21 protein-coding genes and 1 pseudogene are annotated in these 23825 nt (G+C 73.0%); 11 read left to right on the forward strand and 11 right to left on the reverse strand.

Features of this window, described 5'->3' with window-relative positions; genetic code table 11:
* Positions 1 to 261: pseudogene (locus tag ACKUB9_RS18680) on the forward strand (1-deoxy-D-xylulose-5-phosphate synthase); the annotation flags it as partial.
* Here the strand turns inward: ACKUB9_RS18680 and ACKUB9_RS18685 are convergent.
* Entirely contained in the window at positions 236 to 1063 is an 828-nt protein-coding gene (locus ACKUB9_RS18685) for a tetratricopeptide repeat protein (RefSeq protein ID WP_407525294.1), read from the reverse strand. The pseudogene ACKUB9_RS18680 and the gene ACKUB9_RS18685 overlap by 26 nt on opposite strands.
* A gap of 211 nt (positions 1064 to 1274) precedes the next feature.
* Here ACKUB9_RS18685 and ACKUB9_RS18690 point away from each other — a divergent pair, with 211 nt between their 5' ends.
* The gene (locus ACKUB9_RS18690) at positions 1275 to 2639 is read left to right on the forward strand and encodes a leucyl aminopeptidase family protein (protein ID WP_407525297.1); all 1365 of its coding nucleotides are present in this window, start codon (positions 1275 to 1277) and stop codon (positions 2637 to 2639) included.
* On the opposite strand, the gene ACKUB9_RS18695 is transcribed toward ACKUB9_RS18690, so the two are convergent.
* Positions 2630 to 3583 carry an EcsC family protein gene (locus tag ACKUB9_RS18695; RefSeq protein WP_407525299.1) on the reverse strand — a complete coding sequence of 318 codons (954 nt, stop codon included), beginning with the start codon at positions 3581 to 3583 and terminating at the stop codon, positions 2630 to 2632. The genes ACKUB9_RS18690 and ACKUB9_RS18695 overlap by 10 nt on opposite strands.
* Positions 3584 to 3780: 197 nt before the next feature.
* Here ACKUB9_RS18695 and ACKUB9_RS18700 point away from each other — a divergent pair, with 197 nt between their 5' ends.
* Entirely contained in the window at positions 3781 to 4221 is a 441-nt protein-coding gene (locus ACKUB9_RS18700) for an acyl-CoA thioesterase (RefSeq protein ID WP_407525302.1), read from the forward strand.
* 45 nt (positions 4222 to 4266) lie between these two features.
* On the opposite strand, the gene ACKUB9_RS18705 is transcribed toward ACKUB9_RS18700, so the two are convergent.
* Positions 4267 to 5604 carry an AmpG family muropeptide MFS transporter gene (locus ACKUB9_RS18705; protein WP_407525305.1) on the reverse strand — a complete coding sequence of 446 codons (1338 nt, stop codon included), beginning with the start codon at positions 5602 to 5604 and terminating at the stop codon, positions 4267 to 4269.
* A gap of 272 nt (positions 5605 to 5876) precedes the next feature.
* Between ACKUB9_RS18705 and ACKUB9_RS18710 the strand changes: the two genes are divergently transcribed.
* On the forward strand, positions 5877 to 6953 hold the full coding sequence (locus ACKUB9_RS18710) for a sensor histidine kinase (RefSeq protein WP_407525307.1): 1077 nt from the start codon (positions 5877 to 5879) through the stop codon (positions 6951 to 6953).
* Between the two features lie 16 nt (positions 6954 to 6969).
* Here the strand turns inward: ACKUB9_RS18710 and ACKUB9_RS18715 are convergent, their stop codons facing one another.
* From ACKUB9_RS18715 to sppA, 7 genes are all read right to left on the reverse strand, one after another.
* Entirely contained in the window at positions 6970 to 7344 is a 375-nt protein-coding gene (locus ACKUB9_RS18715; RefSeq protein WP_407525310.1) for a response regulator, read from the reverse strand.
* Positions 7345 to 7348: 4 nt separating this feature from the next.
* Complete coding sequence (locus ACKUB9_RS18720; protein WP_407525313.1) at positions 7349 to 8851, reverse strand: RAD55 family ATPase; 1503 nt, start codon at positions 8849 to 8851, stop codon at positions 7349 to 7351.
* Positions 8852 to 8869: 18 nt separating this feature from the next.
* The gene (locus ACKUB9_RS18725) at positions 8870 to 9691 is read right to left on the reverse strand and encodes a sensor histidine kinase (RefSeq protein WP_407525315.1); all 822 of its coding nucleotides are present in this window, start codon (positions 9689 to 9691) and stop codon (positions 8870 to 8872) included.
* 92 nt (positions 9692 to 9783) lie between these two features.
* Complete coding sequence (lhpI, locus tag ACKUB9_RS18730; RefSeq protein WP_407525318.1) at positions 9784 to 10722, reverse strand: bifunctional Delta(1)-pyrroline-2-carboxylate/Delta(1)-piperideine-2-carboxylate reductase; 939 nt, start codon at positions 10720 to 10722, stop codon at positions 9784 to 9786.
* A gap of 4 nt (positions 10723 to 10726) precedes the next feature.
* On the reverse strand, positions 10727 to 11071 hold the full coding sequence (locus ACKUB9_RS18735; protein WP_407525321.1) for a DUF1049 domain-containing protein: 345 nt from the start codon (positions 11069 to 11071) through the stop codon (positions 10727 to 10729).
* Between the two features lie 128 nt (positions 11072 to 11199).
* Positions 11200 to 11520, reverse strand: a complete 321-nt coding sequence (gene ihfB, locus ACKUB9_RS18740; RefSeq protein ID WP_407525324.1) for an integration host factor subunit beta — start codon at positions 11518 to 11520, stop codon at positions 11200 to 11202.
* 82 nt (positions 11521 to 11602) lie between these two features.
* Positions 11603 to 12559 (reverse strand): signal peptide peptidase SppA, encoded by a 957-nt coding sequence (gene sppA, locus ACKUB9_RS18745; protein WP_407525326.1) that lies wholly within the window; start codon positions 12557 to 12559, stop codon positions 11603 to 11605.
* Positions 12560 to 12912: 353 nt separating this feature from the next.
* Here sppA and uvrA point away from each other — a divergent pair, with 353 nt between their 5' ends.
* The 5 genes from uvrA (at position 12913) to trmFO (ending at position 20386) form a co-directional block, all read left to right on the forward strand.
* On the forward strand, positions 12913 to 15828 hold the full coding sequence (gene uvrA, locus ACKUB9_RS18750; protein ID WP_407525329.1) for an excinuclease ABC subunit UvrA: 2916 nt from the start codon (positions 12913 to 12915) through the stop codon (positions 15826 to 15828).
* A gap of 399 nt (positions 15829 to 16227) precedes the next feature.
* Positions 16228 to 17211: a transporter family protein gene (locus ACKUB9_RS18755; RefSeq protein ID WP_407525332.1), complete on the forward strand. Its 984-nt coding sequence runs from the start codon at positions 16228 to 16230 to the stop codon at positions 17209 to 17211.
* A 286-nt stretch (positions 17212 to 17497) separates the two neighbouring features.
* The gene (locus ACKUB9_RS18760) at positions 17498 to 18469 is read left to right on the forward strand and encodes a S1C family serine protease (protein ID WP_407525335.1); all 972 of its coding nucleotides are present in this window, start codon (positions 17498 to 17500) and stop codon (positions 18467 to 18469) included.
* Positions 18470 to 18695: 226 nt separating this feature from the next.
* Positions 18696 to 18848: a DUF1127 domain-containing protein gene (locus ACKUB9_RS18765; RefSeq protein WP_407525337.1), complete on the forward strand. Its 153-nt coding sequence runs from the start codon at positions 18696 to 18698 to the stop codon at positions 18846 to 18848.
* 116 nt (positions 18849 to 18964) lie between these two features.
* A complete protein-coding gene (trmFO, locus tag ACKUB9_RS18770; protein ID WP_407525340.1) occupies positions 18965 to 20386 on the forward strand; it encodes a methylenetetrahydrofolate--tRNA-(uracil(54)-C(5))-methyltransferase (FADH(2)-oxidizing) TrmFO in 1422 nt (473 codons plus the stop codon).
* Positions 20387 to 20392: 6 nt separating this feature from the next.
* On the opposite strand, the gene ACKUB9_RS18775 is transcribed toward trmFO, so the two are convergent.
* On the reverse strand, positions 20393 to 20932 hold the full coding sequence (locus tag ACKUB9_RS18775; RefSeq protein ID WP_407525343.1) for a DUF3828 domain-containing protein: 540 nt from the start codon (positions 20930 to 20932) through the stop codon (positions 20393 to 20395).
* Between the two features lie 537 nt (positions 20933 to 21469).
* Between ACKUB9_RS18775 and ACKUB9_RS18780 the strand changes: the two genes are divergently transcribed.
* Both ACKUB9_RS18780 and ACKUB9_RS18785 read left to right on the forward strand, forming a co-directional pair.
* On the forward strand, positions 21470 to 22387 hold the full coding sequence (locus ACKUB9_RS18780) for a sulfurtransferase (protein ID WP_407525566.1): 918 nt from the start codon (positions 21470 to 21472) through the stop codon (positions 22385 to 22387).
* A 56-nt stretch (positions 22388 to 22443) separates the two neighbouring features.
* Positions 22444 to 23685 (forward strand): YeeE/YedE family protein, encoded by a 1242-nt coding sequence (locus ACKUB9_RS18785; protein WP_407525346.1) that lies wholly within the window; start codon positions 22444 to 22446, stop codon positions 23683 to 23685.
* Positions 23686 to 23825 lie beyond the last annotated feature (140 nt).

The raw sequence follows: 23825 nt of genomic DNA on the forward strand, positions 1-23825 counted from the left end.
GAAGGCTCGACGGGGGGGTTCGGTGCGATGGTGCTGCACTGCCTGTCGGCGCGGGGCGTGCTGGACGAGGGTCGGGTGCGGGTGCGGACGCTGACGCTGCCGGACGTGTACCAAGACCACGACACGCCGGAGCGGATGTACGCGCAGGCGGGGCTGGACGCGTCCGCCATCGTCAAGACCGTTCGCGATCTCCTGCCGGCCCAGCCGCGGGCCTCCGCCCGCGAGACCAACGTCGTCAGCGTCGCGCGGCGCCCGCGCTGAGCGACGCCTCGGCCCCGGGCCGGCGCTTCTCGGCTGAGCGGATCGCCTGCCACGCGTTCGGCTGCGCCACGAAGGCCCGCAGCGCCGCGGCGTTCCGGGCCGCCTCCTCGCCCCCGAGGTCGCGGCGCATCACCTCCTCGGCCTCCGCCGGGCGGCCCGCCAGCCCCAGCACCAGGGCGAGGTTCTGGCGCACCCGCGCATCCGCCCGCGGATCGGCCGCGGCCTGCCGCAGCACCCGCTCGGCGTCGCCGAGGCGCTTGGCCAGCGCGTAGGACAGGCCGAGATTCGACAGGATCGTCGGCTCGCCCGGCACGATCTTCAGCGCGGCCTCGTAGTAGCGCTGCGCCTGGGCGTGATCGCCCATCTGGTCGGCCACCGTGCCCTGGGCCGAGAGCACCCGCCAGTCCGGGTTCGCGGGCGAGTGCGCGTTCTGCAGCACCTCGGCCGCCTCGCCGTAGCGCCCGGCCTCCGCCAGGGTCTTGCCGTAGGCCGCCAGCACGGCCGGATTCTTGGGATTGCGCAGGGCCGCCTGCTGCAGCACCGCAGCGGCCTGCGCCGTCTGCTCGGTGCGCCGCAGGGCGTTCGCGTAGGCGATGGCCGTGCCGACATCGCCCGGATTGGCGTTGTGGCGCGTGCCCAGGCGCTCCAGGTCGCGCCGGTCGGGAGCGGCCTGCGCCCGCGCATCGATGGAGCCGGTGGTCGTGGGCGAGCGCGACAGGCAGCCCGAGGCGAGGAGCGCCACCGCGCCGGCCGCCAGCAGGCGGCGCAGTCCGGCCCGCGACACGTCGAACCCAGCACTCATCCGCCGCTCCACCCCGAGATCTGGCCGACGGGCCCGCATCGCGCCGCGCCGTCTGTGGTGGTAGAGCGTTAACCCTAACCGCGGGTTAAGCCGCGCTCCTCGGCAGACCTGTCCCAGGCCGGCCGGCGGAGGGTCTTGTGTCCGCATCGCTTTCTGCCGCCGGACCGATGCCCGTCGCGGCAAAAGCTGCTCAGCCAGGGAAGAGCCCGCCGTGACAGCCCTCCTGCCCGCCGACGCCGCCCACGCGATCCCGATCTGGTGCGTCGAGGCCGCCGGCTGGCCCGCGCTCGCCGAGACCCTGCCCGCCCCCGCGGCGGCCTTCGCCCGGGCGACCGGCTTTTCGGCCAAGCCCGGCAGCCACTGCCTCCTGCCCGATGCCGCGGGCGCCCTGGCCGGCGTGCTCTTCGGGATCGACCCGGCCGGAGACCGCTTCGCGCCGGCCAAGCTCGTCGACCTCCTGCCGGAGGGCGCCTACCGGTTCGCCGCCGCCCCGCCCGACCCGGCGCTGGCGGCGCTCGGCTGGCGGCTCGCCGCCTACCGCTTCGCGCGCTACCGCGACAGGCCGGTGCCGGGCGCCCGGTTGGTCGCGCCGGAGGGCGTGGACGCGGCCGAGATCGGGCGCATCGCGGACGCCGTCGCGGCCGGCCGCGACCTCGTCAACACCCCGGCCAACGATCTCGGGCCGGGCGAGATCGAGACCGCCGCCCGCAGCCTCGCGGAGCGCTGGGGGGGGGCCTGCTCGGTGGTGTCGGGCGAGGATCTCGACCGCGGCTTCCCGATGATCGCCGCGGTCGGCCGGGCCTCCGCGCGGGCGCCGCGGCTCATCGACCTGACCTGGGGCGACGCCTCCGCCCCGAAGGTGACCCTCGTCGGCAAGGGCGTCGCCTTCGACACCGGGGGCCTCGACATCAAGCCCTCCGCGGCGATGCTGCTGATGAAGAAGGACATGGCGGGGGCCGCCGCCGCGCTCGCCGCCGCCGAGATGGTGATGGGCGCGGGGCTGCGGCTGCGCCTGCGCGTCCTCGTGCCCGCCGTCGAGAACGCCATCTCGGGCAGCGCCTTCCGCCCGGGCGACGTGCTGCGCAGCCGCCGCGGCCTCTCGGTCGAGATCGGCAACACCGACGCGGAGGGGCGCCTGATCCTGGCCGACGCGCTCGCGCTCGCCGACGAGGAGAGCCCGGACCTCGTGATCGACTTCGCGACCCTGACGGGGGCCGCCCGGGTGGCGCTCGGCCCCGACCTCCCGGCCCTGTTCACCGCGGACGACGCGCTCGCCGCCGCGATGGCCGAGGCGGGCCAAGCGGTGAACGATCCGGTCTGGCGGATGCCGCTCTGGGCGCCCTACGCGAGCCTGCTCGATTCCAAGATCGCGGACATCAACCACGTCTCCGGCGGGGCCTTCGCGGGCGCGATCACGGCCGCCCTCTTTCTGCGCCGCTTCGCCCCGCAGGCCGGGGCCCACGCGCATCTCGACCTCTACGGCTGGAACCCGAGCACGAAGCCCGGCCGGCCGGAGGGCGGCGAGGTGCAGACGGCGCGGCTGGTCTACGAGCTCCTGAAGCGGCGCTACGCCTGAGGCGCCGCCTCCCCGACCAGCGCCGCCCGTTCCGCCTCGTAGGCCTCCCGCACCACCTCCTTGCCGTAGGCGCGCTCCAGGCGCCGCACGGTGAAGTGGGCGCGGGCGATGCTCTGGAAGTGGTCCATGAAGGTGGCGTTGACGGCCGCGCCGCCGAGCGCCCCGATCACCGGCACCGCCTGGGCGGCGACCTTCTGCGAGACGACGAGGCCGAAGCGCGAGGCGATCTGCGCGGCGAAGCGCATCAGCACGGGCGCGCTCTCGTCGATGAGGCCGCGGCCCGCCGCGTAGCGCGTCACCTCCGCCATGGTCTTGGCCAGCGCGCCGCGCACCGCGAAGTAGCCGCTGTCGGTCGCCGCCGACACCTCGGGACCGCCCCGCCCGCCCAGCGCGAAGACCTGCATGCAGGCGAGAGCCGACTCCGGCCGGCTCAGATCCTCGCCCTCGCGCTGGGCGATCTCGGCGATGGAGCGCAGCATCAGGGTAGTGGAGACCGGCAGTTCCACCGCGATGGTGGCGAGGCCGAAGGCGCCCCCGACCGCCCCCGAGACGGCGGCGAGCGCCTTGTGGCCGAAATCGCCCGGCGGGTAGCGCTCCAGGAGGTCGAGGGCGCGCGCGCGCAGGCCCGGGCGCCCGGCCTCCGCGGCCGAAATGATCGCGGACCCCTCCCCGGCCTGCCGCGGCAGGGTCGCCAGCGCGACGGTGAGCGCGCCCTTCATGGCGGTCTCGGTGGCCTGGGTGATCGCTTGGCTCACCGTGTCGGGCAGGGCGCGGCCGATGAGGTCGAGGGGCGCCCCCGCGACGGCGGAGAGCCGGGCGGCGAGGCTCGGGCGCTCCAGCACCGCGACGGCCCGGCGCAGCGCCGCGCGGTCCGCCTCGCTCAGCGGCTCCGGGGCGCGGGGCGGGACGGGAAGCGCGGTGTCGGCGGCGACGATCTCGGTCACGGGGGCACCTCGGTGCGTGCGGGACGATACGATCCCTGAAAAGCTGGGGAGCCCGGCTCGGGTTCCGCAAGGGCGTCCGGCGCAAAGGGCGTCCAGCGCAAAGGGCGTCCAGCGCATGTCCGGGGCGGAAGTCCAGTAGCGGCTGCGCGGGCGGGCCGGCTACGAAGGGCGGACCGACCGAAATACAGGCCGCCCCGATGACCAGCGACCCGCCCGCCACGCCCGATTGGGGCGCCCCCGTGATCCGCACCATCGCGATGCCGGCCGACACCAACCCGGCCGGCGACATCTTCGGCGGCTGGCTGATGGCGCAGATGGACCTGGCGGCCGGCAACGTCGCGGCCCGCCGGTCGCGCGGGCGCTGCGCCACCATCGCGGTCGAGGGCATGACCTTCCTGCACCCGGTCTCGGTCGGGGACGAGGTCAGCCTCTACGCCCGCATCGTCGCGGTCGGGCGCTCGTCGATCCGCATCCAGATCGAGGCGTGGCGGCGCGCCCGCGAGGGCGAGGAGACCATCAAGGTCACGCAGGCCCTGTTCACCTTCGTGGCGATCGACCAGGACCGCCGCCCGCGCCCGGTGCCGCCCGAGCCGCCGCCCGCGACGGGCGGGCCGGGCTTCGACGCGTGGTCGATCTGAGCCTCCGGCGCCGACGCGCCCGTCGGCGCCCGCGCGGCTGACGCGTCAGGCCCGCGCGGCGATCCCGTCCGCGTGCAGCGCCGCGGGTGCGGCGTCGGGCGCCGGGCGCTCCTCCGGCAGCAGGCGCAGGGCGAGGCACAGGCCCACCACCGGCAGGCCGACCGCGGCGGTGGCGACGAAGAAGGCCGGGTAGCCCATCGCCTCGACGGCGAAGCCCGAGAGCCCGCCCACGAACTTGCCGGGCAGCGCGTAGAGCGAGGAGAGCAGCGCGTACTGCGTCGCCGCGAAGGCCGGCGAGGTCAGGCTCGACATGTAGGCGATCAAGGCGGTGCCCGCGAAGGCGCCCGCGAAGTTGTCGATGCTGATGCTGGCGACGAGGAGCGGCAGGTCGTGGCCGGCGAGCGCGAGCCACGCGAACATCAGGTTCGAGGCCGCCGCCGCGATGCCGCCCACGAGCAGCGCGGCGTGGAGGCCGATGCGGCTCACCGCGATGCCGCCCGCGAAGGCCCCGGCGATGCCGATCCAGACGCCGTAGACCTTCGAGACCGTGGCGATCTCCGAGAGCGTGAACTTCATGTCGATGTAGAGCGGGTTCGCCATCACGCCCGAGACGAAGTCGGGCAGGCGGTAGAGCGTGATCAGCGCGAGGATCAGCACGAGGCCGAGCCCCTTGCGGCGCATCAGGTCCGAGAAGGGGTCGATCACCGCCTCGCGGGCCGCCACCCGCCAGCCGCGGCCCGCGGGCGGATCCACGGCCTCGACCTTCGGGGCGGCGAGGCAGCCCGCCATCGCGATCAGCATCAGGGCCGCCATCGTCGCGTAGGCGGGCGTCCAGCCGAAGGCGTCGGCCACGTAGAGCGCGCCCGCCCCCGCGCAGATCCGCGCGAGGCTGTAGCCGAGCTGGTAGGCGGCCAGCATCATGCCCTGGCGCTCGGCGGGCGCGGAATCGATGCGCCAGCCGTCCACCACGATGTCCTGCGTCGCCGACGCGAAGGCGATCGTCAGCGCGCAGACCACCATGTAGCTGAGCGAGCGCGACGGGTCGCCGAAACTCATCGCGATGAGGCCGCCCGCCACCAGGATCTGGGCCGCCAGCATCCAGGCCCGCCGCCGCCCGAGCCACCGCGCCAGCACCGGCAGGTCGAAGCGGTCGATCACCGGCGCCCAGAGGAACTTCAGCGTGTAGGCGAGGGAGACGTAGCTGAGCAGCCCGATGTCGACGCGGTTGATCCCCGCCGTGCGCAGCCACGCCGACAGCGTCGCGAAGACCAGCAGGATCGGCAGCCCGGCGCCGAAGCCGAGGAGCAGCATCAGCGCCATGCGCCGGTCCTGCGCGACGTCGCGCAGCGTGCGCTTGGTGCCCTCCAGCCAGCCGACGGTCATGGGTGGTCGTTCCTCGCGATGGTCCGGGCGCATAGCACCGGACGAGTGAGGCCGCATGATGGTTCGCTCCCGGTTAACGCAGGTTAGGCAGCGGGCCGGTCGCGAGCGAAAATTCTCCACAGTTTGAGCGTTTTAAGTTCTAAAACAATGGTTGATGGTTTGCATCCGTTCGTGAAATACTCGCCGTCGTCATCTTGTCGGCTGGTTTGGACGCGATCGGACCGTATCCGGTGCCGGGATCTCGGCCAGTCCGCGGAGCACAGCGAGGGACGATGGCCGGGGCAGCCCGCCGGTCGACCAAGATCTCCGGCAAGCGGCTCGGCCGGGCGGCCGATCCGCGGCTCGGCGGGGCCGAGCCCGATGCCGTGTTCGCGGCCGCCTTCCAGGCCGGCGACGTTCCCCTGCTGCTCGCGGAGGCCGGCCTGGCCGACCAGCCGATCCAGTTCGCCAATGCCGCCTTCTGCCGCCTCACCGGCTACGGCCCCGAGGAGGTGGTGGGCCGCGACCTGCAGGTGCTGCAGGGGCCCGGGACGGACCACGTGGCCCTCGCCCGCCTCCGCGCGGCACTCGCCCGCGGCGACGCCGCGTCGGCCGAGATCCTGGCCTACCGCAAGGACGGGACCGCGGTCCCGGTCGCCGTCCGGCTGAGCCCCGTGCGGATGGCCTCGGGGGGCCGTTACGCCGTCGCGGTCGTGGAGGAGCTGGAGACCGGGCGGGCGGCGCTGCAGGCCGCCCTCGACCGGGCGACCGCCCGGCTGCACGAGGTCGATCACCGGGCCAAGAACACCCTCCAGGTCATCGCCTCCCTGGTGCTGCTCAAGGCCCGCCGCACCGAGGATCCGACCTGCCGCACCGCCCTCGACCGCGTGGCCGAGCGGGTCGGCGCGCTCGCGGCCGTTCAGCGCCTGCTCCAGGAGGGCGAGGATGCCGGCCATTTCGACCTGCGGGCCTTCGCGGCGGATCTCGCCGACGAACTCGCGGCCGAGCTCGATCCCGGGCGCATCGCGCTGTCCGTCGAGGTCGAGCCGGTGGCGGTGGCGGCCGACAAGGCGGCGCCCCTCGCGCTTCTCGTGCACGAACTCGCCACCAACGCGGTGCGCCACGCCTTCCCGGACGGCCGGCCGGGCCGGGTGCGGATCGCCGCCGGGCGGCGGGAGGACCGTCTCGTCCTGTCGGTGGAGGACGACGGGGTCGGCCTCGACGCCACCGGGGCGCCGCCGGATGCCCTCGGCCTCGCGGTGGTGGCGATGATGACGCGGCAACTGGCCGGCACGCTCACCTGGGACCGGACGCCGCCGGGCACCCGGGCGGAGGTGTCCCTGCCCTGGACCCGGCCGATCGCGGGGTGAGCGAACCGGTCCCGGCTCAGCCGGGGTGGCCCGCCCCGTCGAGCGCCGCCGCCACGGCCGCCCGGGCTTCCTTCAGCCGGAAGGGCTTGCGCAGGAAGACCGCGTAGCCGTCGCAGCGCGCCCGGACCGCTTCCTCGGGCATCGAGCTCATCATCACGACCGGGATCTCCCGGGTCGCCGCCTCGGCCTGCAGCGCGCGCAGCATCGCCGGCCCGTCCATCACCGGCATCATGAAGTCGAGCACGATCAGGTGCGGGACCGCCTCGGCCATGCGCTGGAGCCCGTGCCGGCCGTTCGCCGCAGTGAACACCGTGTGCCCCTCGTCGGAGAGGACCGATTCCAGCAATTCGGCGATGCCGAACTCGTCGTCCACGATGAGCACCGTCGCCACCCGCTCACTCCCCGCCTCGACCGGATGGCAGGTGCCGGAGCTGGGCCAGGATCGCCTCGGCGCGTTCCGGTCCGTCCTCGACGGTGAGGCCCCCGCTCTCGATGCGGAAGCAGCGCAGGCGCTGGTCGATGACGCTGTCGCGCGCCTTGATGACCGAGATCATGCGGTGGAGATCCGACCGGAGTTCGACGAAGCGCAGGAGCAGGATGTTCTCGGCGATCCCGGAGGCGCCCTGGAGAGAGACGCCGCCGAGAGGCAGGCCCGATGCCAGCCCGTAGAGATCGGTCTCCACCGTGTACATCCCCGTCACGTCCAGCGCTCTCAGCTCGGCCGTCAGGGCGGCGAAGACGCGCACGATGCGGTCCTCGTCCGGGGTGAGGCGCCTCAGGCCGTCGAGACCGTCGATGAACACGCGCCGCACCCGCCGGTTCCTCACCGCGGCGATCAGACGGTGGCAGACCTCGTCGATCAGCCCCTCGGTGGCGGGATGCCACAGCACCTCGACCTGCCCGGTCTCCATCATGGCGGCGACCGGCAGGTTCAGCGCCTTCGCCTTGGCCCTCAGCGCCGCCTCGCTCTCGTGGAGGCCCACCAGCAAGCCCGCATCGTCGGGGTCGCCGCCGAGGAACTGTAGCCCGAGCGTGGTCTTGCCGATGCCGGCCGGCCCCGCGAGCATCGTGGTCGAGTGCCGCGGCAGGCCGCCGCCGAGCATGCCGTCGAGGGCCGGGATCCCGAGCGGCACGTGCGCGCCCGCGACGTGGTCGCGCCGGCTCGGCTCCCGGAAGCGCGCCTCCGTGCGGGGAAACACCACGATGCCGCTATCCGTGATGCGGAAGGCGTGGCGCCCGCGCAGGAAGCCGCTGCCGCGGAACTTGCGCACGTCGAGGTCGCGCTCGGCCCGGCGTCCGCACAGCCGGTTCGACAATTCGATCAGGCCGTCCACCATCGTGTGCTCGGCCGCCGCCATCGGGGCGCCGGCCGAGGCGCTGGTGAGGAGCAGCACCGTCGCGCCGTTCGCGCCGGCCTGGGTCTGGAGCTCGTGGATGAACTTCTTGAACTCCAGGGTCGAGCCGGCCGTCTCCTCCGCCGCCATCACGCCGTCGAGGACGAGGAGGCTCGCCTCGCTCTCGCCGATCTCCCGGCGCAGCAGGGTGAGCAGGCCGGCCAAGCCCTCGTCCTGCAGGGTGCGGAAGGCGCTGAGATAGGTCAGGCGGTCGGGGATCACGCCGGCATCGAAGAAGCCCAGCGGCGCGATGTGCCCGAGCATGCGCGCGTGGCTCTCCGCCAGCAGGGTGACGTAGAGCGCCCGCCCGCCCCCGGCCGCGTGGGTGTGGCAGATCTGGTTGGCGAAGATGGTCTTGCCGCTGCCCGGCGTGCCCTGGACGATGTAGACCCCGCCCTGAAAAAGGCCGCCGCCCAGGATCTCGTCGAGTCCCGCGATCCCCGTCGCGACCCGCTCGAGGCCGCCGTAGGCGACCCGCTCCGTACCCGGTCCCGACCCCGTCATCGTACTCTCGATCGTTCTTCAGTGATGCAGGGGGAGAGTTACCGTGAAGGTTGATCCTTCACCAGTCCCGCTCCGCACGGTCACGCCCCCGTCCATCGCCTCGGCGAGGCGGCGCACCAGCCACAGGCCGACCCCGAAGCCGGTGCGGCTCTCGGCCTCCGGCAGATCCGCCTGCTCGAAGCGCGCGAAGACGCGCTCGTGGTCGCACGGTGCGATGCCGATGCCCTGGTCGATCACCCGGATCACGCCGGCCCCTCCCTCCCGGGCGGCCTCGACGAGGATCGGCCGGCCGTCGCCGTACTTGATCGCATTGGTCACGAGGTTGTCGAGGATCTGGTCGAGGGCCACGCGCTCGCAGGAGAGCACGAGGTCGTCGGGCACCCGCACCGCGATGGCGCTGCCGGCATGCGCCGCGAGCGGCTCCAGCCCCGCGACCACCTCCTGCGCCACCTCCGCGAAGTGCACCGGGACGCGGTCGAGGACGAGGCGCCCGGCCTGGGCGCGCGAGACGTCGAGGATCGTGGTCGCCCGGCGGATGTAGCGGTCGACGAGCCATTTGAGGCGCGCGAGGCCCTGCACGAGCCGCGGCGCCGGCTGGCAAGTCCCCTCGGCGGCGGCGAGCAGCCGCTCGACCTGGCCGAGGATCGGCGTCATCGGGTTGCGCAACTCGTGCGCGACGCTGGTGAGAAAAGCGTCCCGCTCGGCGAGCGCCCCCTGCAGGGCCGCGATCTCGCGGCGCAGGGCGGCGTTCTCGGCGATCAGCGCGCCCGTCAGGTCCGGCTCGGGCTCCGGGGCGGCGAGGGCCAGGGGGCCGGCCCGGCGGGTGTCCGGCTCGCTCATCGGGATCCCTCCGCCTCGGCCGTGCGGAAGGTGGCATGAACGCCCTGCTCCGACAAGCTGAGGAGGGGTATCGGCCAGGGGCGTGCGCGGCTTCAGGCCTGCGGCGGGAGGTGGCGCCACACGGCCGCGGCGGCGGCGAGATCCTCGATCGCCGCCCCCACCGACTTGAAGGCGGTGATCGCCGCAGGGTCGGTCCGGCCGGAGACCCGCCCGCGGCAGAGATCCGCGAGGTCGCCGCGGATCGCCTCGCGCGCGAGCGCGCCCGCGGCGAGCGCGAGCGCCACGTCGCCGCCCTTGGTGAGCGCGTCCGGCCCGTCGACGTAGAGCGCCGCCCGGGCGAGCGCCGCGTCGTCGGCCTCGCGCATCCGCGGCGTGAAGGAGCCGACGAGATCGAGATGGGTGCCGGGGGAGAGCCACGCGCCCTGCACCAGCGGCCGGTCGGACAGGGTGGCGCAGCAGACTATGTCGGCCTCCCGCACCGCCGCCTCCAGGTCCGCGACCGGGCGCGCCGCGATGCCCTCGGCGGTCAGGCGCCGGCTCAGCGCCTCCGCGGAGGCCGGGCGGTGGTTCCAGACCGCGACCTCGCGGATCGGACGCTCGGCCCGGTGCGCCCGCACCATGAAGGGCGCGAGCGCCCCCGCCCCGACCATCAGCAGGCGCGCGCTGTCGGGCCGGGCGAGGTGGCGCGCGGCCAGCGCCGAGGCGCCCGCGGTGCGCCAGAGCGTGAGATGGGGCGCGTCGAGGAGCGCCAGCGGCCGGCCGGTCGCCCGCTCGCTCAGCAGGAAACCGCCCTGGAAGGTGGCGAGGCCCCGCGCCGCGTTGCCGGGGTGCAGGCCCATCACCTTCACGCCGATGTGGTCGGCGTCCCAGGCCGGCATGATCAGCAGGGTCGCGTCGCCCGCCGGGTCCGGGAGCGTGTGGAGGTGGCGCGGGGGCGTGGCGACCTCCGCCCGGAAGGCGGCGTCGAGGGCCGCCACCATCGCGTCGGGCGTGAGGGCCGCGTCGATCTCCGCGGCGGAGACGATCCGCACCGGCTCAGACGCGGCCTGTGGGCGCCGGCAGGGCGGCCGGCCGGTCCAGGGAGGCGGCGTTGCGCAGGCGGTCGCTCTCGGCGCGCAGCCGGTCGATCTCGCGCCCGCGCAGGCGGCGCTCGCGGCGGTTGGGTTCCTGGCCGAGCCACGCGCCGCAGCCGCCGATCAGGATGCCGAGCGCCACCGCCGCGAAGGCGAGCGCGTAGAGCGGGAGCGTGAGGCTGAAGGCCGGCGCCCCCTGCGAGAAGGGATCGAACGACACCGTGACGGGCTGGCGGTTGGCCACCGCGAGCAGCACCACCACGATCGCGACGGGAAGGAGGATCAGGCCCTTGAGGAAGCGGATCATCGGACGGCTCGGCGGATACGGGGTGGCGGGAGATCTAGGGCGGCGGCCCCGGCGAACGAGTCTCGGCGAACACGTCTCGGCGTGCGCGCCGCGCGAGCCCGCCCCGGCCGGGGCGGCTAGGCGCGGGGTCACGAGGCCTGGGCGGCCACCGGCTCGTCGGCGCCGATGCCGGCCTCGTTGAGGCGCAGGCGCATCTCCTTGCCGGTCTTGAACACCGGGATCGCCTTCTCGGCCACCGCCACCGCGGCGCCGGTGCGCGGGTTGCGCCCGCGCCTCGCCTCGCGCCGCTTCACCGAGAAGGCGCCGAACCCCCGCAGCTCCACCCGGTCGCCGCGGGCGAGCGCGTCCCCGATCGTGTCGAGGATGGCGTTGACGATGTTCTCGACGTCGCGCTGGTAGAGGTGGGGGTTCTGCTCGGCGATCCTGAGGACGAGCTCGGACTTGATCATGGCGGGCGATCTCGGGCGGGTGTCTCGGCGGGAATCTTCGGGTCGAGGCGGCTCGGCGAGCGCGGGGAGGCGCGGCAGGGGCTCAGCGGGGAGAGGCCGTGCCCGGACGCCAGAGCGCCAGAAGGCCGCCGCGGGCGAGCGCGGCCGCCTCCTCGGAGGCGACGCGCAGGGAGGCGTCGTCCAAGCCGAGGAGCGAGGCCGCCGAGAACAGGTCGAAGCGGCTGTCGTTGCGCGGCTTCCAGTCCCGGATCGGCAGGTCCTTGGCGACGTTCTTCTCGCGCTCCAGCCACGCCACCGCCTGCCGTTCGCCGCCGGTCTCGTCGACGAGCTTCAGCGCGACGCTCTGGCGCCCGCTGAACACCCGCCCGTCCGCCACCGTGCCGATCTGCTCGGGCGTCATCCGCCGCCGCTCGGCCACGAGGGTCTTGAACCACGAGAAGGTGTCGCCGACGATCGCCTGGAGCGCGGCCCGCGCCTCCGGCGAGGTCGGGTGGAACGCGCTCGGCTCGGCCTTGAGGGGCGAGGACTTCACCTCCTCGACCCGCACGCCGACCTTGTCGAGCAGGCCCGACAGGTCGGGGTACTGGAACAGCACGCCGATCGAGCCGACGAGGGCGGTCTCGCGCGCCACGATGTGGTCGGCGGCGAGCGCCGTGATGTAGGCGCCCGAGGCCGCGGTGCCGTCCACGAAGGCGACGACCGGCTTCTTCTCGGCGAGCTGGCGCAGGTTGCGGAAGAGTTCTTCGGAGCCCGTGGTGGTGCCGCCCGGCGAGTTGATCGAGACGATCACCCCGGAGACCGCCCGGGACTCGCCGACCCGCTTCATCAGATCGCGGGTCTTCTCGCTGCCCGCGATGAAGCCGTCGATGCTGATGCGGGCGATCTGCGGCGTGACGGCGACGAACCGGCCGCCGCCCGCGGCGCGCCAGCCGACCGCGCCCACCGCGACGATCAGCGCCCCGATCCCGAGGACGCGCCAGAAGGACAGCTTCCGGCGCAGGGAGCGTCGGTCGAGGAGAAGTTCGGCATCGATGGCCATGCGGCGCTCGTGTTCCTCATGTCGGGCCGGAACGGGCCGCACAAGTCCTTGGCGCGCCTCGTTCCCGGCGCTGTTCTACCCCCGCCCTTCGCGGAGCGGCAAGAGCGTGCGCGGAGGCGGATCGGGGCCTTTCGCATGCGCCGGGGGCAGACCGGGACGATTTGCGCCGCCCGCCCGGCCCGCCGGCTGTTGCCGCTGTACGTATTTTGTTCTAGCACTCGGCGCCGAGGGATGATTCCGGAGAATCCTCCGGCCCTCCTTCCCAGCGGTGCCCTCCGGCCCGGATCGTGCAGCCTCGGCGATCGACCGGTCCGGGCGCCCTCCCCGCCGCATGACCCGCTTCGAGCCCCGGCATGGCCCCTCTCGACACGATGTTCGACCATGCGGCCGAGGGCCGCGTCATCGCGGTGCGCGGCGCGCGCGAGCACAACCTGAAGAACGTCGACCTCGTGATCCCGCGCGACAAGCTCGTGGTCTTCACCGGGCTGTCGGGCTCGGGCAAGTCGTCGCTCGCCTTCGACACCATCTACGCGGAGGGGCAGCGCCGCTACGTCGAGTCGCTCTCGGCCTACGCCCGCCAGTTCCTGGAGATGATGTCGAAGCCCGACGTCGACCAGATCGACGGTCTGTCGCCCGCCATCTCCATCGAGCAGAAGACCACCTCCAAGAATCCGCGCTCGACGGTCGGCACCGTCACGGAGATCTACGACTACATGCGCCTGCTGTGGGCGCGGGTCGGCATCCCGTACTCCCCCGCCACTGGCTTGCCGATCGAGAGCCAGACCGTCTCGCAGATGGTCGACCGCGTGCTGGCGCTGCCGGAGAAGACCCGCGCCTACCTGCTGGCGCCGGTGGTGCGCGGGCGCAAGGGCGAGTACCGCAAGGAGATCGCCGAGTATCAGCGCCGCGGCTTCCAGCGGCTGCGCATCGACGGCGAGTACTACCCGATCGACGACGCGCCCAAGCTCGACAAGAAGCTCAAGCACGACATCGACGTGGTGGTGGACCGCATCGTGGTGCGGCCCGACATGGCCTCGCGGCTGGCCGATTCCTTCGAGACCGCGCTCGAGCTCGCGGACGGCATCGCGGTGATCGAGCTGGCGGACGCCCCCGAGGGCGCGGCGCCCGAGCGGATCACCTTCTCGTCGCGCTTCGCCTGCCCGGTCTCGGGCTTCACGATCCCCGAGATCGAGCCGCGGCTGTTCTCGTTCAACAACCCGTTCGGCGCCTGCCCGACCTGCGGCGGCATCGGGCACGAGATGCGCATCGACCCGACGCTGGTCATCGCCGACGAGGCGCTGAGCCTCGACCGCGGCGCCATCGCGCCCTGGGCGAAGTCGACCTCGCCCTATTACGGTCAGACCCTCGACGCGCTCGCCCGCCACTACCGCTTCCGCACCGACCTGCCCTGGGGCAAGCTCACGGCGGCGGCGCGCCAGGTGGTGCTGTTCGGCTCCGGCGGCGACGCGATCCGCTTCGCCTACAACGACGGGCTGCGCGCCTACGAGGTCACCAAGCCCTTCGAGGGCGTGGTGCCGAACATGGAGCGGCGCTACCGCGAGACCGAGAGCGATCAGGCCCGTGAGGACATCGCCCGCTTCATGGCCGAGACGCCCTGCCACGCCTGCGGCGGCAAGCGGCTCAAGCCCGAGGCGCTCGCCGTGAAGGTGGCGGGCCACGACGTCGCCGACGTGGCGGCGCTCGCCGTCCGCGACGCGCAGCGCTGGTTCACCGACCTCCCCGAGGCCCTCACGCCGAAGCAGAACGAGATCGCGGTCCGCATCCTCAAGGAGATCCGCGACCGCCTCACCTTCCTGATCGACGTCGGCCTCGAATACCTCACGCTCGCCCGCGGCTCGGGGTCGCTGTCGGGCGGCGAGAGCCAGCGCATCCGCCTCGCCTCGCAGATCGGCTCGGGGCTCACCGGCGTGCTCTACGTCCTCGACGAGCCCTCGATCGGCCTGCACCAGCGCGACAACGAGCGCCTGCTCGGCACCCTCAAGCGGCTGCGCGACCTCGGCAACTCGGTGATCGTGGTCGAGCACGACGAGGACGCGATCCTCCAGGCCGACTACGTGGTCGATGTCGGGCCGGGCGCCGGGATCCACGGCGGCGAGATCGTCGCCAAGGGCACGCCGCAGCAGCTCCTCGCCGACCCGAACTCCCTTACCGCCAAGTACCTCACGGGGGAGCTCTCGGTGCGCATGCCGACCGGCCGGCGCAAGATCCGCAAGGAGAAGATGCTCCGCCTCGTCGGCGCGCGCGGCAACAACCTCAAGGACGTGACCGCCGAGATCCCGCTCGGCACCTTCACCTGCGTGACCGGGGTGTCGGGGGGCGGCAAGTCGACCCTCGTCATCGACACGCTCTACAAGGCGGTGGCGCGCAAGCTCAACGGCGCGCTGGAGCACCCCTCCCCGTTCGACCGGATCGAGGGCCTGGAATTCCTCGACAAGGTCATCGACATCGACCAGTCGCCGATCGGGCGCACCCCGCGCTCGAACCCGGCCACCTATATCGGCGCCTTCACGCCGATCCGCGACTGGTTCGCGGGGCTGCCCGAGGCCAAGGCCCGCGGCTACCAGCCCGGGCGCTTCTCGTTCAACGTCAAGGGCGGGCGCTGCGAGGCCTGCTCCGGCGACGGCGTGATCAAGATCGAGATGCACTTCCTGCCGGACGTCTACGTGACCTGCGACGTCTGCAAGGGCAAGCGCTACGACCGCGAGACCCTGGAGGTGAAGTACCGCGAGCGCTCCATCGCCGACGTGCTCGACATGACCGTCGAGGAGGCCGCCGACCTGTTCAAGGCGGTGCCGGCGATCCGCGAGAAGCTGGAGACGCTCGCGCGCGTGGGCCTCGGCTACGTCCATGTCGGTCAGCAGGCGACGACCCTGTCGGGCGGCGAGGCGCAGCGCGTGAAGCTGTCCAAGGAGCTGGCCAAGCGCGCCACCGGGCGCACCCTCTACATCCTCGATGAGCCGACGACGGGCCTGCACTTCCACGACGTCGCCAAGCTGATGGAGGTGCTCCACGAACTCGTGGACCAGGGCAACACGGTGGTGGTGATCGAGCACAACCTGGAGGTCATCAAGACCGCCGACTGGGTGATCGACATGGGGCCTGAGGGCGGCGACGGCGGCGGCACCGTGGTGGCGCAGGGCACGCCCGAGGCCATCGCCCGCGCCAAGGCCAGCCACACCGGCCGATTCCTGCGCGAGGTGCTGGCCCGCCGGCCCGCCGCCCGGCCCGGCAAGCAGGCCGCCGAGTAGGCCCTCCCCGGGCGCTCCGCGCCCCGGGACTGCTCGCCGCCGTTGAACCGGCGCAAATCGCCCGTGAAGCGCGCGAGTACTTGCCGAAATCACGGCTCCCGCAGCGCACAGCGCCGGTGTTTCGACCAATCGGGCGGGAGCGCTCTTCAATCGAACCCGCCCCGCGTGTGACGGAATTGCGACTTTTCCGCAACGCTTGTGGCGCTTCTGCCCGCGCGACGGGCATTCCGCTGGCGTTCTGAGCGTAGCTGTACAAAACTTCGAATCGTTCAGACTGTGTCGGGGCTGAGGGGCGCTCGAAGCAACGCCGACGCAAGCCTACAGACGACAAGCGGGCAATGTCGACGAGATGCGCGAGGCGGCTGGAGTTCAGCCTGCACCGGCGGGAAGGAAATCGTAATGGTCAAGAATTGGCTCGCCGCGGGGGCGGCTGCTCTTACACTGAGCGTCACGGCGACGGCATCGTACGCGCAAACCACCACGGTGCCGGGCGAGCAGGTCGGTCTGGCGGTCGGCGCGCCGCTGCCCGAAGGTCTCTACGCGATCAACACCTTCGTCTATCGCCAGACCCCGGATCTCGGCCCGGGCGCCCTGCCGGTGGATGTGGGCGTGAACGTCCCGGTCCTGGTCTGGTCGACCCCGCTCGTGGTCGCCGGCGGCCGGTTCGAGCTCGCCCTCGCCCCGCCGACCGTGTTCGCGTTCGGCAAGCGCGGCGGTCCCGCCGGCATCCGTGATCTGTCGATCAACGTCGGCACCTTCGTGGGCGGCATCTGGGCGTTCGACCTCGGCAGCAACTTCGGCGTCAGCTTGCTCGGCGGTGTCTACCTCAACGAGCTGAACGGCGACCGCGGCGTGCTGGTCAACAATTCCGGCAACTTCGTCGGCGCTCCGGTCCTGGGCCAGCTCGCCTCGAACACCTACCGCTTCGGCATCGCGGGCAGCTACACCGGCGACGGCTGGAACATCACCGCCAACCTGACGGCCAACATCTACGACTCGCCGGCCAGGTTCCCCGGCCCGAACGTCCCGGGCTTCGGCATCACCCGCGGGCCGTTCATCATCTCCGACTCGCTGAACCTCGACCTGACGGCCACCAAGAAGTTCGGCAAGTTCGAGATCGGTGCGATCGGCTACGGCACCTACAACTTCGACACGAGCTTCCGCAGCCTCGCCTTCGGCAACCGCGGCCGCTTCGCCCTCGGCGGTCTCATCGGCTACGATTTCGGGCCCTTCACGGCTCAGATCTACGCCGCCCGCGACGTCGTGACGGCGGTTCCGCGCTCCGAGAACACCGAGGTGTGGGGCCGCGTCGTGGTGCCGCTCTACACGGTCGCCGCGGCCGCGCCGCCGCCGCCGCCGGCCCCGATCATCCGCAAGTACTGAGACGCGAGCCCGGCGCCCCGCGCGCCGGCCTCGTCCGCCACGCCGCCCGGCCTCGTGCCGGGCGGCTTTCTTATGTCTGACCGCCCGGCCTCGTGCCGGGCGGCTTTCTTATGTCTGACCGCCCGGCCTCGTGCCGGGCGGCTTTTCGTTTGTCTGACCGCTCGGCCCCGCGCCGGGCGGCTATCGTTTGTCCGGCCGCCGGCCCCGTGCCGGGCGTGGGTGTTGCTTCGCCGCGCGCGACCTATAACGACGGAATGCCCGTGCGGCGGGCGCGAGGAGGCCACGGATGGCGTCGTCCGGCGAATGGAAGATTCCGAGCGCGGCCCAGCCGCGGCCCGCCGACTACGCCTACGATCTCGATCGCGCCCTCACCGCTGTCGTCGCCCTCTCGGCCCGGGTGCCGGACGCCGCCTTCACGGCCGAGGCGCTCGGCACCGAGCGGGCCGGCAACGGCGTGGTGATCGGCGCCGACGGCCTCGTGCTCACCATCGGCTACCTCGTCACCGAGGCCGAGACCGTCTGGCTCACCACCCAGGACGGGCGCAGCATCCAGGGCCACGTGGTCGGGTTCGACGCCGCGACCGGGTTCGGCCTCGTCCAGGCCCTCGGGCGGCTCGACCTGCCGGCGCTGACGCTCGGCACCGCGGCCGACTTGGCCGTGGGCGACGCCGCCGTGGTGGCGGGTGCGGGCGGGCGCCACCGCGCGGTCGCGGCCCGCATCGTCGCCCGCCAGGAATTCGCCGGCTACTGGGAATACGTGCTCGACGACGCGATCTTCACCGCGCCCTCGCATCCGCACTGGGGCGGCGCCGCGCTGGTCGGGCCGGCGGGCGACCTCCTCGGCATTGGCTCGCTGCAATTGCAGCAGAGCGGGGCGGACGCGCGGGCGATCAACATGCTGGTGCCGATCGACCTCCTGAAGCCGATCCTGCCCGATCTCGTCACCCGCGGGCGCGCCGCCCGCCCGCCGCGGCCCTGGCTCGGCCTCTACGCCACCGAGATCGACGACGAGGTCGTGGTCATGGGGCTCGCCAGCCGCGGGCCGGCCGCGGCCGCGGACCTGCAGGCGGGCGACACGCTCCTGGCGGTGGCCGGCGCGCCCGTGCCCGGCCTCGCCGGCTTCTTCCGGCAGATCTGGTCGCTCGGGGAGGCCGGCGTCCCGGTTCCCCTCACGGTGCGGCGGGACGGCCGGACCTTCGGCCTCACGGTCCAGTCCGCCGACCGCGAGCGCTTCCTGATCACCCCCCGCCTGCACTGATTCGCCCGGCCGTCGCGTTGCGCTGCAGCATAATGCAGGCTGCCGCTTCTGCGAGCAGCGCATCAGGTTGACGAATTCTTGCTCGCTGCATGCTTCTTGTGCATGGCTGGCTTACGAACTTCCGACTCCTCAGGCTCGGCCGCGACCCCATATGTTGCGTTGCAACAGAAATGGGCGCCGGTGCCGGTCGAAGCGGCACCGCCCGCCCACCGAGAGGTCAAGTTCCATGTTCGTGTCGCTCATCCTGAGCAAGCTCCGCTCCTACCTGCGCTACCGCGAGACCGTCCTCGAACTGTCGCGTCTGACCGACCGCGAGCTCGAGGATCTCGGCATCAGCCGCTACGACATCCGCGGCGTCGCCCGCGGCCACGCGGCGTAAGCCACCCCTCCGCCGGGCTCCCGACGCCCGTCGCCTCGCCCGCCCGCCGCTCCGGCGGGCGTTCGCGTGTCACGGGGTGCGTTGATTCGCAGGGCACGCATCCGATATGCGGGAGCATGTCCGGATCGAACCCCATCCACGTCGTCGGCGGCGGCCTCGCCGGGTCCGAGGCGGCGTGGCAGATCGCCGAGGCCGGCCTGCCGGTCGTGCTGCACGAGATGCGCCCGCTGCGCGCCACCGAGGCGCACCGCACCGAGGGCCTCGCCGAACTCGTCTGCTCGAACTCCTTCCGCTCGGACGATGCCGAGCAGAACGCGGTCGGCCTGCTGCACCAGGAGATGCGCCGCCTCGGCTCGCTCATCATGCGGGCGGGCGACGCCAACCAAGTGCCGGCGGGGGGCGCGCTCGCGGTCGACCGCGACGGCTTCAGCCGGGCCGTCACCGCGGCGCTCGCCGCCCATCCCCGGGTGACGGTGGTGCGCGAGGAGATCGACGGCCTGCCGCCCGCCGCCTGGGACAGCGTGATCGTGGCGACCGGCCCGCTCACGGCGCCCGGCCTCGCCGAGGGCATCCGCGGCCTCACCGGGGCGGAATCCCTGGCCTTCTTCGACGCCATCGCCCCCATCGTGCACCGCGAGTCCATCGACATGGACGTCGCGTGGTTCCAGTCGCGCTACGACAAGGCGGGTCCCGGCGGCACCGGGGCCGACTACATCAACTGCCCCCTCGACCGGGAGCAGTACGCGGCCTTCGTGGCGGCGCTGGTCGCGGGCGAGGCCACGGCGTTCAAGGACTGGGAGGCCTCGACCCCGTATTTCGACGGCTGCCTGCCGATCGAGGTCATGGCCGAGCGCGGCCCCGAGACCCTGCGCCACGGGCCGATGAAGCCCTTCGGCCTCACCAACCCGCACAACCCCACCGTCAAGGCCTACGCGATCGTGCAGCTGCGCCAGGACAACGCGCTCGGCACGCTCTACAACATGGTGGGCTTCCAGACGAAGCTGCGGCACGCCGAGCAGGTGCGGATCTTCCGCACCATCCCGGGCCTGGAGCGGGCCGAGTTCGCCCGCCTCGGGGGCCTGCACCGCAACACCTACCTCGATTCGCCCCGGCTCCTCGACGCCACCCTGCGGCTGCGGGCCGCGCCGCGCCTGCGCTTCGCCGGGCAGATCACCGGCTGCGAGGGCTACGTCGAGAGCGCGGCGGTGGGCCTGATGGCCGGCCGCTTCGCCGCCGCCGAGCGCCAGGGCCGCAGCCTGCCGCCCCTGCCCCCGACCACCGCGCTCGGCGCGCTCATCGCCCACATCACGGGCGGGCACGTCACGGCCGAGGAGGCGGGCGCGCCCCGCTCCTTCCAGCCGATGAACGTGAATTTCGGGCTCTTCCCGCCCCTCGACCGCGCCCCGAAGGCGCCGGACGGCAAGCGCCTGCGCGGGACCGAGAAGGCGCAGGCGAAGAAGCGGGCGCTCACCGACCGGGCGCGGGCCGATCTCTCGGCCTGGCTCGGCGAGCCGGGCCTGCCCGCGGCGGCGGAATAGGCCCCGTCAGCGTCGGCAGGGCTTGCCCATGAAGCTCCCGCAGGCGTAGGGCCGCGAGAGGGCTTGGCGCACCGACAGGTCCTTGCCCTCCAGGCGGTTGACGATGTCGTCGATCCGCCACGCGCCGCCTTCCTCGACCATCCGGAAGCGCACGGTCACGGGCTGCGCGAAGCTCACGAAGCGGGCCGCGACCTCGGCGCGCCCGTCCGCCGGCCCGGCGGTGACGGCGACGCGCAGATTCTTCACCTCGCCGTCCTGGCCGCTGATGAAGGGATCCGCGTCGAGGTGGCCGATGTCGCCGCTCTCCTCCTGGAAGCGGTCGTCCCGCGCCAGCAGGGACGCGAGGCTGCGGCTGAACAGCTTGTCCCGGTGCGGCGGCCGCCACGGCGGCTGGACCCCCGGACCGGTCGACGCGAGGGTGCGCACGGTTACGCGGTAGGCCTCGCGCACGGGCGCGTCGGGCTCGGCTGCCTGCACGGCCGGGATCAGACCGGCCAGCGCGACCCAGACGACCGTCCCGGTTCGGAGCCCCTGCCTGAGCCTCATCGTGCGCATCCGTTCGGGCGAGTGGGGAGCCGGGCGGCCCCGGCGGCGGCGGGGAGGTAGACCATGCTGCGGACCCGGGCTCAAGACGGCTCCGCCGACGCGCTGTGCACGGAGGGGCGGCACAGGGTCTCTCGCGGCGCGAAGGCGAACGGGCCCGCCGCACTCACGTTTCAGGGGCGAAGATAGTCCTCCATGCGATCGTGCCGGCGGGAAGACGGATTCATGCTCAGGGCGGGCGAAAAAGGAAAAGGGATTTTCTTGACCTCGACTTGACTGCCCTAATACCATTCAGCTCAAGCCGATCGCTTCTGCCCAATTCCATCAGTTCCGTCGTGGATAGGTCCGGTATTCGGGTGAGGTTTCGGTGATGGAAGTCGATCAATCCCATGATGGTTCCGGCGAGGCGGCAGTGCATCCGCGGCTGCCGGCCCGGCAACCGTGCCGAGTGCTGTTGGAGCCTGTCCCGTGCCGCGCCTCCCCACCCGCCTGCTCGCGATCACCGCGGGCGTCCTCCTGCCCCTGGCCGGGCTCCTGCCCCTGACCGGGGCCGCCTCGCAGGAGCCGGCGCGCCCGGGCGCCGCCGCGGCCAAGACCGACCCGACGGCGAGCCCCCTCGTCTCCACCGAGTGGCTGGAGAAGAACCTCGACGCCAAGGCCCTGCGCATCGTCGAGGTCAGCGTCGAGCCCGGCGTGTTCGAGCGCGGCCACATCCCGGGCGCGCAGAACGTCGTCTGGCACACCGACCTCGTCGAGACGGTCAGCCGCGACATCGCCGGGCCGGACAAGTTCACTGCCCTGGCGCGCCGCCTCGGCATCGACCGCGACACGACCGTGGTGCTCTACGGCGACAACAACAACTGGTTCGCGGCCTGGGGCGCCTGGGTCCTGGCGCAGTACGGGCTCGTGGACAACGTCAAGCTCCTCGATGGCGGGCGCAGGAAGTGGGAGGCCGAGAAACGGCCCCTCGATACGCGCACCACCGAGGTGGCCGCCTCGGCCTTCACCGCGCCCGCCCCCTCGCCGGCCCTGCGCGCCCGCTTCGGCGACGTGCTGGCGGTGGCCCGCAAGGAGCGTGACGAGCAGATCCTCGACATCCGCTCGCCCGACGAGTTCAGCGGCAAGGTCATCGCACCGCCCGGCGTGCAGGAGCTCGCGATCCGCGCCGGCCACATCCCGGGTTCGGTCAACGTGCCCTGGGGCAAGGCCGTCAACGCGGACGGGACGATCAAGCCCCCGGCCGAACTGAAGGCGCTCTACGCGGCGGCCGGCATCGACGGCACGAAGCCGATCATCACCTCCTGCCGCATCGGGGAGCGCTCCAGCCATTCCTGGTTCGTGCTGAGCCGCATCCTCGGCTACCAGACCCGGAACTACGACGGGTCTTGGACCGAGTACGGCAACGCGGTGGGCGTGCCGGTGGTCAACCTCGCCGGGACGGTCTGGGGCGGCAAGTGACCCGCCAAGTGAGCGGGCAAGTGGCCGGGCAAGTGGCCGGGCAAGTGAGCGGGCAAGTGATTGGTTCGATCGCGGAGCGGAGCGCGCCGCTCCCGCAGGGTCGGGCGTCCGCCGAAACGGCCGGGCGGGCGCCCCTGCGCGTCCTGACGGCTCTCGCGGTCGCGGGCGGTCTCGCCGCCTGGGCCTGGTGGCTCTCGGGGCAGCCCGGCGGCACGCGGCTGTCTCTCTCCCTCGCCTTCGGCGCCCTGTTCGGCTTCGTGCTGCAGCGCAGCCGCTTCTGCTTCTACTGCCAGTGGCGCGACCTCCTCGTCGGCGGCGATCCGCGCGGCCTGCTCGGCATCCTGGCGGCGCTCGCGGCCGGCGCGGCCGGCTATGCGGTCGTTCTCGGGGCCTGGATGCCCGATCCGTCCGGGACCCGCCTGCCGCCGGACGCGCATGTGGGTCCGGTGGGGCCGGTGCTCGTCCTGGCGGGCGCGGTGTTCGGGGCGGGCATGGCGGTGTCCGGCTCCTGCATCAGCGCCCATCTCTACCGCCTCGGCGAGGGCTCGCCGACCGCGCCCTTCGCGCTCGCCGGCACGGCGCTCGGCTTCGTCCTCGGCTTCGCGACCTGGAACCCCCTCTACCTCGCGAGCGTGTCCGAGGCGCCGGTGGTCTGGCTGCCGCGCCATCTCGGCTACGCGGGCAGCCTCGCCCTGGCGCTGGGGCTGCTCGCCGCCCTCGCCTGGCCGCTGCTGCACCGGCTGCCCGCGCCGGAGTGGGCGGCCGGGCCGCGCACCCGGTCCGATCCGCTGCGGGCGGTCTTCACCGGGCGCTGGCCGGTCTGGCTCGGCGGGCTCGCGGTCGGGGCGATCGGCACCGTCGCCTACCTGCGGGTGGGCCCTCTCGGCGTGACCGCGGAGATCGGCGGGCGGGCGCGGCAGGTCGCGGGCGCCACCGGCCTCCTGCCCGACCGCCTCGAAGGGCTCGACACCTTCCGGGGCTGCGCCACCGCCGTGCGCGACGCGGTGCTGACCCCGAACGGCTCGTTCATCGCCGGCCTCGTGCTGGCGTCCTTCGCGGCCGCGCTGGCGGCCGGCCAGTTCCGCCCGGTCCGGCCGACGTCCGGACAGGCGCTGCGCGGCCTTTTCGGCGGCGTGCTGCTCGGCTGGGGCGCGATGACGGGTCTCGGCTGCAGCGTGGGCACGCTGCTCTCCGGCATCATGGCGGGCGCGCTCTCGGGCTGGGTGTTCGGCCTCGCGATGTTCGCGGGCGCGGCCGGCACGCTGTGGCTCGGGCGGCGCAAGGGGCTGCTGGCGTAACGGGCGGCGGCGCGCGGCGGGACTTGTCCGTGTTGTTTGATATGCCCCTGCCACGTGGGGCACGGGGATCCCCTCTCCCGCACGGGAGAGGGGATCCCCGTGCCCTATAGAATTGGCTAGAAGTGATTGTAGCGGCAGGA

The organism is Methylobacterium oryzisoli, from assembly GCF_046557895.1.
GTDB classification, from domain to species: Bacteria; Pseudomonadota; Alphaproteobacteria; order Rhizobiales; family Beijerinckiaceae; genus Methylobacterium; species Methylobacterium oryzisoli.

Excerpts from the sequence above, each read along its gene's own strand:
- ACKUB9_RS18735 (WP_407525321.1), bottom strand. The coding sequence starts at position 11,071 with ATGATCCGCTTCCTCAAGGGCCTGATCCTCCTTCCCGTCGCGATCGTG.
- ACKUB9_RS18710 (WP_407525307.1), top strand. The coding sequence starts at position 5,877 with ATGGCCGGGGCAGCCCGCCGGTCGACCAAGATCTCCGGCAAGCGGCTC.
- ACKUB9_RS18725 (WP_407525315.1), bottom strand. The coding sequence starts at position 9,691 with ATGAGCGAGCCGGACACCCGCCGGGCCGGCCCCCTGGCCCTCGCCGCC.
- uvrA (WP_407525329.1), top strand. The coding sequence starts at position 12,913 with ATGGCCCCTCTCGACACGATGTTCGACCATGCGGCCGAGGGCCGCGTC.
- ACKUB9_RS18775 (WP_407525343.1), bottom strand. The coding sequence starts at position 20,932 with ATGAGGCTCAGGCAGGGGCTCCGAACCGGGACGGTCGTCTGGGTCGCG.
- ACKUB9_RS18760 (WP_407525335.1), top strand. The coding sequence starts at position 17,498 with ATGGCGTCGTCCGGCGAATGGAAGATTCCGAGCGCGGCCCAGCCGCGG.
- ACKUB9_RS18755 (WP_407525332.1), top strand. The coding sequence starts at position 16,228 with ATGGTCAAGAATTGGCTCGCCGCGGGGGCGGCTGCTCTTACACTGAGC.
- ihfB (WP_407525324.1), bottom strand. The coding sequence starts at position 11,520 with ATGATCAAGTCCGAGCTCGTCCTCAGGATCGCCGAGCAGAACCCCCAC.
- ACKUB9_RS18765 (WP_407525337.1), top strand. The coding sequence starts at position 18,696 with ATGTTCGTGTCGCTCATCCTGAGCAAGCTCCGCTCCTACCTGCGCTAC.
- trmFO (WP_407525340.1), top strand. The coding sequence starts at position 18,965 with ATGTCCGGATCGAACCCCATCCACGTCGTCGGCGGCGGCCTCGCCGGG.
- ACKUB9_RS18685 (WP_407525294.1), bottom strand. The coding sequence starts at position 1,063 with ATGAGTGCTGGGTTCGACGTGTCGCGGGCCGGACTGCGCCGCCTGCTG.
- ACKUB9_RS18705 (WP_407525305.1), bottom strand. The coding sequence starts at position 5,604 with ATGACCGTCGGCTGGCTGGAGGGCACCAAGCGCACGCTGCGCGACGTC.
- sppA (WP_407525326.1), bottom strand. The coding sequence starts at position 12,559 with ATGGCCATCGATGCCGAACTTCTCCTCGACCGACGCTCCCTGCGCCGG.
- ACKUB9_RS18720 (WP_407525313.1), bottom strand. The coding sequence starts at position 8,851 with ATGACGGGGTCGGGACCGGGTACGGAGCGGGTCGCCTACGGCGGCCTC.
- ACKUB9_RS18700 (WP_407525302.1), top strand. The coding sequence starts at position 3,781 with ATGACCAGCGACCCGCCCGCCACGCCCGATTGGGGCGCCCCCGTGATC.